This window comes from Pseudomonas sp. GW823-FHT03E05 (assembly GCF_058796855.1).
The window spans coordinates 1-12178 of sequence record NZ_JBXAJB010000005.1 but is presented as its reverse complement, the minus strand read 5'-3'; the positions used below and the strand labels follow the sequence as shown (position 1 = coordinate 12178).

Genomic DNA, 12178 nt, shown 5'->3' with positions numbered 1-12178 from the left:
CCTTCGCTGGCCTGTGCAAGGGCTGCCCGGGGCAGCCGCGGCCTTACCAGGGGATGGTTTCGCCTTTGTAGTTGACGAAGTGATGACCGCCCTTGCCGGTGTAGGCATTGACCTGGGCGATCAGCCCGCGGGTGCTGGTCTGCACATCGATATCGGCGCCTTCGCCGCCCATGTCGGTCTTCACCCAGCCCGGGTGCAGCGAAAGCACGGTGAGCTTCTGCCCCAACTGGGTCACGAAGCTGTTGGTCATGGAGTTCAGCGCGGCCTTGCTGGCCTTGTACAGGGCCAGCTCCGGCGCGTCGGGCATGGTCACGCTGCCCAGCACCGAACTCATGAACGCCAGCACGCCGCTGTCCTTGCGGATCTGCCCGACAAAGCGCTGGGCCAGGTTGATCGGCGCCACGGCGTTGGTGAAGAACAGCTGGCCGACTTCGGCCAGGGTCGCCTGCCCCGGCAACTGGTTGTCCGGGCCCTTGACCCCGGCATTGACGAACAGCAGGTCGAACACCTGGTCCTTGAGCTTCTGGCTCAGGGCGATCACCGCTTGCTGATCGTCCATGTCCAGTTGCTCGATCTGCACCTTGCCCAGGGCTTGCAGCGCCTCGGCCTTGTGCGGGTTGCGCACGGTGGCGGTGACCTGCCAGCCGTCTTCCAGCAGGCGCTGGACCAGGCCGAGGCCCAGGCCCCGGGAGGCGCCGATGATCAGTGCGGTTTTTGCCGTGGACATGATGAGGTTCCTTGATAAGTGAGGATCACGGATTCAATGGACAGGCTTGCCCCAGTCGCAGTTGCAGCACGGGGCGCAACTGGCCCGGTTCTCCGATGTGCAAGCATGGGGCTCGAAAGGGCTGACCCTGAAGCATACTCCAGGCTTTGGCCTGCGCGCTCCTTGAATCGATGGAGCGACATCTATGTGGACCACGCCCTGGCCCACGCAGCCACGGCATTGATCGGGGTGATCCTGTTCTTCGAGCTGGCCTGGTGCGTGGCCCAGTTGCTGCCGGTGCGAGCGGCTGTCGGTAAGGCCCCGGCAGCCATCTAGTGTCCCGACTGCCACGGCTGGCCGAGGGACACCGGTGCATACAGCCGGGTGCGCAAGGCATCCCGGGATAGCAGCACCAGCACCAGGATGGTCGCGGCATAGGGCAGCATCGCCAGCAGGTTGGAAGGAATCGCCAGGCCCAGGCCCTGGGCCACCAGGTGCAGGATGCTCGCCAGGCCGAACAGGTAGGCGCCGAGCAGCAGCCGCCACACCCGCCAGCTGGCGAATACCACCAGCGCCAGGGCGATCCAGCCGCGTCCGGCGCTCATGTTCTCGGCCCACATCGGGGTATAGGCCAGGGACAGGTAGGCCCCGGCCAGCCCCGCCATGGCGCCGCCGAACAGCACCGCGAGCGTGCGCACCCGCAGCACCGGCAGGCCCATGGCGCTGGCGGCGTCGGGGTTCTCGCCGACAGCCTGGATGATCAGGCCGACCCGGCTTTTGAGCACCACCCAGGCCACCAGGGCGAACAGGGTGAAGGACAGGTACACCAGCAAATCCTGGGCGAACAGCATGCGACCGATCAGCGGGATCTCGCTCAGCAGCGGCAGCGCCAGCGGTTCGAAGCCGGCCAGGGGCTTGCCGACCCAGGCCGCGCCGACAAAGCTCGACAGGCCGACCCCGAAGATCGTCAGCGCCAGCCCGGTAGCCACCTGGTTGGCGGTGAACACCAGGGCCACCAGGGCGAACAGCGCCGCCAGCAGCATCCCGGCGGCCATCGCCAGCAGCACCCCGAGCCACAAATGGCCGCTGTTGAGGGCGACGATAAAACCTATCACCGCGCCGAACAGCATCATGCCTTCCTGCCCCAGGTTGAGGACGCCGCTCTTTTCACAGATCAGTTCCCCCAGGGCCACCAGCAGCAGCGGGGTGCCGCAGCGGACCATGGCGTAGAGAATATTGCTCAGCAGATCGATATCCATCACAGGGCTCCGGCGGTAGCAGTGGCGCTGGCGTTACGGCGCACCCAACGCAGGTTCAGGCGCGGGCGATAGAGAATCAGCACGTCGCTGGCCAGGAGGAAGAACAGCATCATTCCCTGGAACAGCTGGGTGATGGCCTGGGGCAGGTTGAGGCTCATCTGCGCGCTCTCGCCACCGATGTACAGCAACGCCATCAGCAGGCTGGAAAACACAATGCCGATGGGGTTCAGGCGGCCGAGAAAAGCCACGGTAATGGCCGCGTAGCCGTAGCCGGGAGACACCTGGGGCACCAGTTGGCCGATGGGGCCGGCGACTTCGCAGACCCCGGCCAGCCCTGCCAGCGCACCGCTGGTCAACAGCGCCAGCCAGACCAGGCGCTTCTGGCGAAAGCCGACGAAGCCGGCGGCACGCTGGTCCAGGCCGAGCACCCTGATCTGGAAGCCGACAAAGCTTTTCTGCAGCAGCACCCAGACCGCCACCAGGGCCAGCAGGGCGAAGTACACCCCGGCGTGGACCCGGCCGTCTTCCATCAGCAGCGGCAGGCGGCTGGCGTCGCCGAACATCGCCGACTCGGGAAAGTTGAACCCGGCGGGGTCTTTCAACGGGCCATGCACGCAGTACAGCAACAGGTTCAGGGCGATGTAGTTGAGCATGATGCTGGTGAGGATTTCATTGGCGTTGAAGCGGGTGCGCAACCAGGCGGTGAGCCCGGCCCAGGCAGCCCCGGCCAGGGTTCCGGCAAGCAGGATCAGCACCAGCGCCCAGCGGCTTTGCAGTTCGATGAGATTGACCGCCAGGGCGCTACCGACCAGGGCCCCGAGCAGCAATTGGCCCTCGGCGCCGATGTTCCACACCCGCGCCTGGTAGGCCACCGCCAGGCCCAGGGCACAGAGCAGGATAGGTAGCGCCTTGACCAGCAGTTCGGACACACCATACAAGTCGCTGACCGGGGCGATCAGCAGGGTGTGCAAGGTCAGCCAGGGGTCATGCCCCAGGGTCATGAACAGCAGGGAACCGCAGCCCAGGGTCAGCAGCGCCGCCAGCAGTGGCGAGCACCAGAGCATCAGCCGCGACTGGCGGCCACGGGGTTCGAGTGAAAGCAGCATGGACAGCTCCGTTAAATCGCCAGGGCAGCGGGTGAGGGCAGGGAATCGGCGTGGCCGGCCATCCAGCCGCCAACCTCCACCAGCGAGGTGTCGGCGCAGGCCTTGAGGGGCGATAGGCGTCCAGCGCACAGGGCCGCGAGGCGGTCGCTGATCTGGAACAGCTCGTCCAGGTCTTCGGAGATCACCAGGATCGCCGCGCCGGCATCGCGCAAGGCGATCAGTGCCCGGTGGATAGTGGCGGCGGCCCCTACATCCACGCCCCAGGTCGGGTGCGCGGCGATCAGCAGGCGAGGCTGCTGGAGGATCTCGCGGCCCAGGATGAATTTCTGCAGGTTGCCGCCGGACAGGCTGCGGGCCGGGCTCTGGGAACCGGCGCTCTTGACCCCGAAACGCTGGATGATGCGCTCGGCCAGTTCCCGCACCTTGCGTCGCTGGATCAGCCCGTGGCGCACCAGGCCCTGTTGAAAGGCGCTGAGCAGGGCGTTGTCCTCCAGGCTCAGTTCCGGCACCGCGCCGTGGCCCAGGCGTTCTGCGGGAACGAAAGCCAGGCCGCGCTGGCGTCGGGCGTCGGGATACAGATGAGCCACCCCCTGGCCGGCGAAACAGATACGTTCGGCTTGGCCACGGGGCAGGCGCTGTTCACCGCTGAGCAGGGCCAGCAGTTCGTCCTGGCCATTGCCGGCGACTCCGGCGATGCCGACGATCTCGCCGCTGCGCAGGCGCAGGTCGATGTTCTTCAGTGAGCAGCCGAAAGGATCGGGGTTGTCCCAGCTGAGGTTGTCCAGGCGCAGGAAGTCGTTCGTGCCGCGGGCTTTCGGGTAGTCGGTGATCATCGCTGCTGCGTCCCCCACCATCAGCCGCGCCAGCTCGCGATCCGAGCACTGCGCCGGCCTGCAGTGCCCGGCCACCCGGCCCGCGCGCAGCACCGTGGCGCTGTGGCACAGGGCGCGCACCTCGGCGAGCTTGTGGCTGATGAACAGGATGCTGCAGCCTTCGTCGGCCAGCCGGCGCAGGGTGACGAACAGGTCGTCGGCCTCCTGCGGGGTCAGGACCGAGGTCGGCTCGTCGAGGATCAGCAGGCGGATGTCCTGCATCAGGCAGCGGACGATTTCCACCCGCTGGCGTTCGCCGATGGACAGGCTGTGCACCAGGCGCTGGGGTTCGAGGGCCATGCCGTAACGCTGGGAAACCTCGCGGATTCTGCCTTCCAGCTGGCTCGGCGTACCGGTGCCGGCGCCCATGGCCAGGGCAATGTTCTGCGCCACGCTGAGGGTTTCGAACAGCGAGAAATGCTGGAACACCATGCCGATCCCCAGGCTGCGTGCCTGGGCCGGGTTGTCGATGAGCTGGCGTCGTCCTTGCCAGAGCAGTTCCCCCGAATCGGCCTGGACCACCCCGTAGATGATCTTCATCAAGGTGCTTTTGCCGGCGCCGTTTTCGCCCAGCAACGCATGGATTTCACCCGCAGCGATGTTCAGGTCGATGGCGTCGTTGGCCAGGCAGCCGGGATAGCGTTTGCTGATCCGGCGCAGTTGCAGGCGTGGTGCCTGGCTGCTGGGTGCAGGGTGATTGGACATGACAGGCTCGGCTTCTGGGAGTTGTGCCTGTGGATAAAGCAATTTCCTGGCCAGTGGGTCAGGAAAGCCGGTGGAGTGCTCCCGGGCGGCATTCTGCCTGGCTGACAGGACCAGGGTCCTGGCACCACTTCGGGGCAAGGTGTTTGAAAAGGCGCTGTTTTTGTCCCCAGGCCGTTGCGCAGAAAATGATCAGTTGCCTGCAGACCCTGCGCAATCAGGGGCTGGAGCAGCCTTGCACGGGTTATCCACAGCTTGCTCCACAGTAATTGTGTGCAAGAGCGGCGCTTGGGCATCAGCACCACTGGCTTGCCCGTGAACTGCGATAAACCGGCTTAAGTGGCTGTTTCGCTGTGGAAAAAAGCTTCCTGGGGACGCTTTGGACAAAAAATGAACAAAGCCCGCAAAGCCACGTTGCAGAAGGGTTACAGCGCTATGTGCTCAGCTTATCCACAGTCGGGTGCACAGTAGATGTGGGCAAGTGCCCGGGGCCCTTGCGGGTTATGCACAAGGTGGTCCGGGCCGGGTTGGTGCCTTCAGCGCTGCAAAAGGATGCGCCCGCGGCTGAGGTCCGCCAGCTGTTGCTGCAGGGTATTGATCTGCTCTTCGCCCAGGGCCAGTTGCAGCTCTACGCCGTTGGCGGTGAAGTCTTCCTGGACCAGCAGCCCACCCAGTTCGGCAACCCGCAGCTTGACCAGCGCCAGTTCGCTGAAGCTGCAGGCGCAACGCAGCGGTACGCGGTTGACCAGGGCGATGCGCTCGGCGCCTTGCAGGCACTTGTTGGCGCCGCCGCCATAGGCTCGGGCCAGGCCGCCGGTGCCCAGCTGGATGCCGCCGTACCAGCGGATCACCAGCACCGCCACCTGGTCGCAGTCCTGGGCCTCGATGGCCGCGAGGATCGGTCGCCCGGCGGTGCCGCCGGGTTCACCGTCGTCGTTGCTGCGGTACTGGTCGGCGAGTTTCCACGCCCAGCAGTTATGCGAAGCGTTGAGGTCGCTGTACTGCTGGATGAAGGCTTGGGCCTCGGCCGCGCTGCTGATGGGCGCGGCAAAGGTGATGAAGCGGCTTTTGCGAATTTCCTCGCGGTATTCGCAAAGGCCGGCCAGGGTAAAGGGCATGGGGGTCAGTCTTTCAGTGCAGGTGTCAGGCCACAGCCTTTGAGGATGATGCGGATCAGGTTGTTGCCGGCGTCTTCCATGTCCTGCTTGGTCAGCCGGGTGCGCCCGGTGACGCGGCAGATCTGGGTGGCGAAATCGGCATAGTGCTGGGTGCTGCCCCACAGCAGGAAGATCAGGTGCACCGGGTCTACCGGGTCCATCTTGCCGGCGTCGATCCAGGCCTGGAACACCGCGGCGCGGCCCTGGAACCAGGCGCGGTAGTCCTGGCTGAAATACTCGCTCAGGCACTCGCCACCGCTGATGATCTCCATGGCGAAGATCCGCGAGGCTTGCGGCTGGCGGCGGGAGAATTCCATCTTGGCGCGGATGTAGCGGGTCAGGGCTTCGGCCGGATCATCTTCGGCGGTGAGGGTGTTGAAGGTGCTGTCCCAGAGTTCGAGGATGTTGCTCAGCACCGCGATGTACAGCCCCAGCTTGTTGGTGAAGTAGTAGTGCAGGTTGGCTTTGGGCAGGCCGGCCTTCTGCGCGATGGTGTTCATGCTGGTGCCTTTGAAACCGTGACGGGCGAACTCGTCCTCGGCGGCCTGGAGGATGGCCTCTTCATTCTTCTGCCGAATGCGGCTGGCGGGTTTGCCGGGGTGAGGAGCGCTGTGGGCGGGGACTTCAAAGGTCATGGAGGTTTCCGAGCAAGTCTGTGGGTGCAACCTGTGCGTTGATAGCGCACCCACGTGCATCAGACAAGCCTTGGCGCTACAAAAGCCTCAGTGGGCCTTCAGGGTGTCGTTTTCCGGAATCGGATTTGCGTCATTCGCCGCGCCCTTGCTTTCCGGCAACAGCAGGCTCATCAGCAAGGCGGTGAGGCCGCCGCTGGTGATCGCCGAATCGAACAGGTTCTGCACCACCTTGGGCAGCAGGTGCAGCAGGTTCGGTTGCGCGGCGATGCCCAGGCCGACGCCGAACGAAGTGGCGATGATCAGCATGCTGCGCCGGTCCAGCGGGGCCTGGGCGAGGATCCGTACCCCGGCTGCGGCGACGCTGCCAAACATCACCAGGGTGGCACCGCCGAGTACCGGCTTGGGGATCTGTTGCAGCAGCGCGCCGATCAGCGGGAACAGGCCCAGGCAGAACAGGATCAGGCCGATGTACAGGCCGACGAAGCGGCTGGCCACACCGGTCAACTGAATCACCCCGTTGTTCTGGGCGAAGGTGGTGTTGGGGAAGGCGCTGAAGGTGGCGGCGATCATGCAACTGACGCCGTCCCCCAGGACCCCGCCCTTGAGCCGGCTTATATAGGAAGGGCCGCTGATGGGCTGGCGCGCCAGCATGCAGTTGGCGGTCAGATCTCCCACGGTTTCCAGGGTGCTGATCAGGTAGATCAGGGCTACGGGAATAAAGGCGCTCCAGTCGAAACTGAAGCCGTACCTGAAGGGCAGGGGCAGGCTGATCAACGGCAGGTCCGGCAGCGGCTGGGGCACCAGCTTGCCGCTGAACCAGGCCGCCAGGCTGCCCAGGGCCAGGCCGATGATGATGGCGCTGAGGCGCACCCACGGGGTGTTGCTGCGGTTGAGCAGAATGATGGTCAGCACCACCAGCAGGCCCAGGCCGAGATTGCCCGGGGCGCCGAAGTCCGCGGCATTGAAGCCGCCGCCCAGGTCGGTGATGCCGACCTTGATCAGGCTGATGCCGATCAGGGTAATGACGATGCCGGTCACCAACGGGGTGATCACCCGGCGCAGTCGCCCGATAAAGCGGCTGAGGACGATCTGCACCAGCGCGCCGAAGAAACACACGCCGAAGATCATCGCCAGGATGTCTTCCGGGCTGCCGCCCCGTTGCTTGACCAGGAACCCCGCCGACAGTACGGCACCGAGGAAGGCGAAGCTGGTGCCTTGCAGGCAGATCATGCCGGCCCCGATGCCCCAGGGGCGCCGGGCCTGGATAAAGGTGCCGACCCCGGAGACCATCAGCGCCATGCTGATCAGGTACGGCAGGTGCGCCGAAAGACCCAGGGCCGAACCAATCACCAGTGGTGGGGTGATGATGCCGACAAAGCTGGCCAGCACATGCTGCAGGGCCGCCAGCAGCGCGGGCAGGGGTTGCGGGCGGTCGTCGAGGCCGTAGATCAGTTCGCTGGGGCGGGAAGCATCTGGCTGCATGGCGTGGAGCTCGGGCTGGGGTTCAAGGTGCCGAGGTCTTTGCAAAAAGCTGTCCAGGTGCTCAGGTTATTTTTTCTGTTTTGCGGTGCGGGCCTTTGAATACGGGGCCTTGTTGGTGAGTGGAGACGCTCTAGCGGGTTGCCGCCAGGCTCTCCAGAAAGCTTTCGAGCACCAAATGAGGGCGCCGGCCCTTGCGCGTGACCGATGCCAGGCTCAGGTCGTAGAAGCGTGACTTGGGCTTGAGGGCACGCAACCGGCCCTGCTGCACCCAGAGGCTGGCGTAGTGGTCCGGCAGGTAGCCGATGTAGCGGCCGGTGAGAATCAGGAACGCCATGCCTTCCCGGTCGGATGCGCTGGCGGTGCAATTCAGCGCCTGGTAGTGGGCCTGGATCTCGGCCGGCAGGCGAAAGGTCGGGGCGATGGCGTCCTGGTCGTTGAGGCGCTGGTCGTCCAGTTGCCGGTCATCCACATAGAACAGCGGGTGGCCCACTGCGCAGTACAGCAGCGAGCGTTCGTCATACAGCGGCTGGTATTCCAGGCCGGGCAGGGCACTGGCCTGGGGCACCACGCCGACATGCAGGCGGCCGTCGAGCACCCCTTGCTCTACTTCGTTGGGGGCGATCATGCGGATCTGGATCTGCACGTCCGGGCCACGCTCCTTCAACTGCGCCAGGGCGTGGGTGATGCGCATGTGGGGCAGGGTCACCAGGTTGTCGGTGAGGCCGATGATCAATTCGCCGCGCAGGTGGCGGTGCAGGCCGTTGACCTCGGTACGGAAGCTTTCCAGGGCACTGAGCAGCTGCAGGGTCGACTGATAGACCTCGCGGCCCTCCTCGGTCAGGGAGAACCCGGCGCGCCCGCGCTGGCACAGGCGCAGGCCGACCCGTTGTTCCAGGTCGCTCATCTGCTGGCTGATGGCCGAGCGGCCGATGCCGAGCACGGTTTCCGCGGCGGAGAAACCACCGCACTCCACCACGCTGCGAAAGATCCGCAGCAGGCGGATATCAAAGTCGCTGACTTGCGCCAGCGGGTCGGCTCGACGGCTGCTCATAGTTTAGTGGATGCCAGACTGAAGGTTATTAAAGTTGGATTTCACCGACTTTATAGCCGTGGCAACTTAGCTGCAACAACGCTTTTCATTCCTACGCCGCTTCATTGCCTTGCGAGGTTTTGCTCATGAACATGCCGGAAACCGCCCCTCAGTCCCTGGCCAGCCAGCTCAAGCTCGACGCTCACTGGATGCCCTACACCGCCAACCGCAACTTCCAGCGCGACCCGCGCCTGATCGTCGGCGCCGAAGGCAGCTGGCTGGTGGACGACAAGGGCCGCAAGATCTATGACTCGCTGTCCGGTCTGTGGACCTGCGGTGCCGGTCACTCGCGCAAGGAGATCCAGGAAGCGGTCGCCAAGCAGCTGGGCACCCTGGACTATTCCCCAGGCTTCCAATACGGCCACCCGCTGTCGTTCCAGCTGGCCGAGAAGATCACCGACCTGACCCCGGGCAACCTGAACCACGTGTTCTTCACTGACTCCGGCTCCGAGTGCGCCGATACCGCAGTGAAGATGGTGCGCGCCTACTGGCGCCTGAAAGGCCAGTCGACCAAGACCAAGATGATCGGCCGTGCCCGTGGCTACCACGGGGTGAATATCGCCGGCACCAGCCTCGGTGGCGTCAACGGCAACCGCAAGCTGTTCGGCCAGGCGATGATGGATGTCGATCACCTGCCCCATACCCTGCTGGCCAGCAACGCTTATTCCCGTGGCATGCCGGAGCAGGGCGGTATCGCTCTGGCCGATGAGCTGCTGAAACTGATCGAACTGCATGATGCTTCCAACATTGCCGCGGTCTTCGTCGAGCCTCTGGCCGGCTCCGCTGGCGTGCTGGTGCCGCCACAGGGTTACCTCAAGCGCCTGCGGGAAATCTGCGACCAGCACAACATCCTGCTGGTGTTCGACGAAGTGATCACCGGCTTCGGCCGTACCGGTGCCATGTTCGGCGCTGACAGCTTCGGCGTGACGCCGGATCTGATGTGCGTGGCCAAGCAGGTCACCAACGGCGCGATCCCCATGGGCGCGGTGATTGCCAGCTCCGAGATCTATCAGACCTTCATGAACCAGGCGACACCCGAGTACGCAGTGGAATTCCCCCACGGCTACACCTACTCGGCGCACCCGGTGGCGTGCGCTGCGGGCCTGGCGGCACTGGACCTGCTGCAGAAGGAAAACCTGGTCCAGAGCGTGGCCGAGGTTGCCCCGCATTTCGAGAATGCACTGCACGGCATCAAGGGCACGAAGAACGTGATCGACATCCGTAACTTCGGCCTGGCTGGCGCGATCCAGATTGCACCCCGTGATGGCGATGCCATCGTGCGTCCGTTCGAGGCTGGCATGGCGTTGTGGAAAGCCGGCTTCTATGTGCGCTTCGGCGGCGACACCCTGCAGTTCGGCCCAACCTTCAACAGCAAGCCGCAGGACCTCGATCGCCTGTTCGACGCGGTTGGCGAAGTGCTGAGCAAGCTCGACTGATTCGACCCTTCTTATATAGAAGCAGGCGCGAAGTGTTTCGTGCCTGCGCTTTCCCTCTTTCAGGAGTCCCCGCATGAGTCTGATCCAACACCTGATCCACGGTGAGCTGGTAAGCGACAACGGTCGCAGCGCCGACGTATTCAACCCGTCCACCGGTCAGGCGATCCATAAAGTGCCGCTGGCCAGCCGTGAAACCATCCAGCAAGCCATCGACTCGGCCAAGTCGGCATTCCCGGCCTGGCGCAATACGCCACCGGCCAAGCGCGCCCAGGTGATGTTCCGCTTCAAGCAATTGCTGGAGCAGAACGAAGCCCGTATTGCCAAACTGATCAGCGAAGAGCACGGCAAGACCCTGGAAGATGCTGCTGGCGAATTGAAGCGCGGTATCGAGAACGTGGAATACGCCTGCGCCGCGCCGGAAATCCTCAAGGGCGAGTACAGCCGTAACGTGGGCCCGAACATCGACGCCTGGTCCGACTTCCAGCCGCTGGGCGTAGTGGCCGGCATTACCCCGTTCAACTTCCCGGCCATGGTGCCGCTGTGGATGTATCCGCTGGCGATCGCCTGTGGCAACTGCTTCATCCTCAAGCCTTCTGAGCGTGATCCAAGCTCGACCCTGCTGATTGCCGAGCTGCTGCATGAAGCCGGCCTGCCCAAGGGCGTGCTGAACGTGGTGCACGGTGACAAAACTGCGGTGGACGCGCTGATCGAGGCACCGGAAGTCAAGGCGCTGAGTTTTGTCGGTTCGACGCCGATTGCCGAGTACATCTATGCCGAAGGCACCAAGCGCGGCAAGCGCGTTCAGGCTCTGGGCGGGGCGAAGAACCACGCGGTGCTGATGCCGGATGCCGATCTGGATAACGCCGTCAGTGCGTTGATGGGCGCGGCCTACGGTTCATGTGGTGAGCGTTGCATGGCGATCTCGGTAGCCGTGTGCGTGGGCGACCAGGTGGCCGATGCCCTCGTGGCCAAGCTGGTGCCACAGATCAAGGCGCTGAAGATTGGTGCCGGTACTTCCTGTGGCCTGGACATGGGGCCGCTGGTTACCGCCCAGGCGCGTGACAAGGTCAGTGGTTATGTAGAAGACGGCGTGGCCGCAGGTGCGCAACTGGTGGTGGACGGTCGTAGCCTGAGCGTGGCCGGTCATGAAGACGGCTTCTTCCTCGGTGGCTGCCTGTTCGACCGCGTTACCCCGCAGATGCGCATCTATAAGGAAGAGATTTTCGGGCCGGTGCTGTGCATCGTCCGGGTCAACAGCCTGGAGGAGGCCATGCAACTGATCAACGATCACGAGTACGGCAACGGTACCTGCATCTTTACCCGTGACGGTGAAGCGGCACGTCTGTTCTGCGACGAGATCGAAGTGGGCATGGTGGGCGTCAACGTACCGCTGCCGGTACCTGTGGCCTATCACAGCTTCGGTGGCTGGAAGCGTTCACTGTTCGGTGACCTGCATGCCTACGGTCCCGATGGTGTGCGTTTCTATACCCGTCGCAAGGCGATCACCCAGCGCTGGCCGCAACGCGCCAGCCACGAAGCCTCGCAGTTCGCCTTCCCTAGCCTGTAAGAGTGAAGCGATAAAGGCCGGCCCCTTGGGGCCGGCCTTTGCTTTTATGGGCTTTTCTGACCGATATGACAGAATTATGAAAATAACTGTTGACGGCAGATTCTACAGGTCTATAATTCGCCCCACTTCCGGCGCAGTCGAAACGGAAAACTCCTTGAGATTCAAC

11 protein-coding genes are annotated in these 12178 nt (G+C 64.2%); 3 read left to right on the top strand and 8 right to left on the bottom strand.

Going from position 1 to position 12178, the window contains the following annotated elements; all coding sequences use genetic code 11:
- Positions 1-43: 43 nt before the first annotated feature.
- A complete protein-coding gene (locus tag AC1RCO_RS20485) occupies positions 44-727 on the bottom strand; it encodes an SDR family oxidoreductase (RefSeq protein WP_011059094.1) in 684 nt (227 codons plus the stop codon).
- Between the two features lie 162 nt (positions 728-889).
- On the opposite strand from AC1RCO_RS20485, the gene AC1RCO_RS20480 reads away from it, so the two are divergent.
- Entirely contained in the window at positions 890-1042 is a 153-nt protein-coding gene (locus AC1RCO_RS20480; protein ID WP_170866339.1) for a hypothetical protein, read from the top strand.
- On the opposite strand, the gene AC1RCO_RS20475 is transcribed toward AC1RCO_RS20480, so the two are convergent.
- The 7 genes from AC1RCO_RS20475 to AC1RCO_RS20445 form a co-directional block, all read right to left on the bottom strand.
- Positions 1039-1965: an ABC transporter permease gene (locus AC1RCO_RS20475; protein ID WP_019092790.1), complete on the bottom strand. Its 927-nt coding sequence runs from the start codon at positions 1963-1965 to the stop codon at positions 1039-1041. The genes AC1RCO_RS20480 and AC1RCO_RS20475 overlap by 4 nt on opposite strands.
- Positions 1965-3071 (bottom strand): ABC transporter permease, encoded by a 1107-nt coding sequence (locus AC1RCO_RS20470; protein ID WP_011059096.1) that lies wholly within the window; start codon positions 3069-3071, stop codon positions 1965-1967. Before AC1RCO_RS20470 ends, AC1RCO_RS20475 begins: the two co-directional genes overlap by 1 nt.
- 11 nt (positions 3072-3082) lie before the next feature.
- Complete coding sequence (locus AC1RCO_RS20465; RefSeq protein ID WP_492617995.1) at positions 3083-4648, bottom strand: ABC transporter ATP-binding protein; 1566 nt, start codon at positions 4646-4648, stop codon at positions 3083-3085.
- 533 nt (positions 4649-5181) lie between these two features.
- The gene (locus tag AC1RCO_RS20460; RefSeq protein ID WP_103290384.1) at positions 5182-5763 is read right to left on the bottom strand and encodes an IMPACT family protein; all 582 of its coding nucleotides are present in this window, start codon (positions 5761-5763) and stop codon (positions 5182-5184) included.
- A 5-nt stretch (positions 5764-5768) separates the two neighbouring features.
- Positions 5769-6437, bottom strand: coding sequence for a TetR/AcrR family transcriptional regulator (locus AC1RCO_RS20455; RefSeq protein WP_011059099.1), 669 nt, complete (start codon positions 6435-6437; stop codon positions 5769-5771).
- An 87-nt stretch (positions 6438-6524) separates the two neighbouring features.
- Positions 6525-7919 (bottom strand): uracil-xanthine permease family protein, encoded by a 1395-nt coding sequence (locus AC1RCO_RS20450; RefSeq protein WP_492617994.1) that lies wholly within the window; start codon positions 7917-7919, stop codon positions 6525-6527.
- Between the two features lie 130 nt (positions 7920-8049).
- Entirely contained in the window at positions 8050-8970 is a 921-nt protein-coding gene (locus AC1RCO_RS20445) for a LysR family transcriptional regulator (protein WP_011059101.1), read from the bottom strand.
- A 125-nt stretch (positions 8971-9095) separates the two neighbouring features.
- On the opposite strand from AC1RCO_RS20445, the gene aptA reads away from it, so the two are divergent.
- Both aptA and AC1RCO_RS20435 read left to right on the top strand, forming a co-directional pair.
- Positions 9096-10445 (top strand): omega-aminotransferase AptA, encoded by a 1350-nt coding sequence (gene aptA / locus AC1RCO_RS20440; RefSeq protein WP_011059102.1) that lies wholly within the window; start codon positions 9096-9098, stop codon positions 10443-10445.
- A gap of 73 nt (positions 10446-10518) precedes the next feature.
- A complete protein-coding gene (locus AC1RCO_RS20435; RefSeq protein WP_492617993.1) occupies positions 10519-12012 on the top strand; it encodes a CoA-acylating methylmalonate-semialdehyde dehydrogenase in 1494 nt (497 codons plus the stop codon).
- Positions 12013-12178 lie beyond the last annotated feature (166 nt).

Excerpts from the sequence above, each read along its gene's own strand:
- AC1RCO_RS20485 (WP_011059094.1), bottom strand. The coding sequence starts at position 727 with ATGTCCACGGCAAAAACCGCACTGATCATCGGCGCCTCCCGGGGCCTG.
- AC1RCO_RS20475 (WP_019092790.1), bottom strand. The coding sequence starts at position 1,965 with ATGGATATCGATCTGCTGAGCAATATTCTCTACGCCATGGTCCGCTGC.
- AC1RCO_RS20470 (WP_011059096.1), bottom strand. The coding sequence starts at position 3,071 with ATGCTGCTTTCACTCGAACCCCGTGGCCGCCAGTCGCGGCTGATGCTC.
- AC1RCO_RS20465 (WP_492617995.1), bottom strand. The coding sequence starts at position 4,648 with ATGTCCAATCACCCTGCACCCAGCAGCCAGGCACCACGCCTGCAACTG.
- AC1RCO_RS20460 (WP_103290384.1), bottom strand. The coding sequence starts at position 5,763 with ATGCCCTTTACCCTGGCCGGCCTTTGCGAATACCGCGAGGAAATTCGC.
- AC1RCO_RS20455 (WP_011059099.1), bottom strand. The coding sequence starts at position 6,437 with ATGACCTTTGAAGTCCCCGCCCACAGCGCTCCTCACCCCGGCAAACCC.
- AC1RCO_RS20450 (WP_492617994.1), bottom strand. The coding sequence starts at position 7,919 with ATGCAGCCAGATGCTTCCCGCCCCAGCGAACTGATCTACGGCCTCGAC.
- AC1RCO_RS20445 (WP_011059101.1), bottom strand. The coding sequence starts at position 8,970 with ATGAGCAGCCGTCGAGCCGACCCGCTGGCGCAAGTCAGCGACTTTGAT.
- aptA (WP_011059102.1), top strand. The coding sequence starts at position 9,096 with ATGAACATGCCGGAAACCGCCCCTCAGTCCCTGGCCAGCCAGCTCAAG.
- AC1RCO_RS20435 (WP_492617993.1), top strand. The coding sequence starts at position 10,519 with ATGAGTCTGATCCAACACCTGATCCACGGTGAGCTGGTAAGCGACAAC.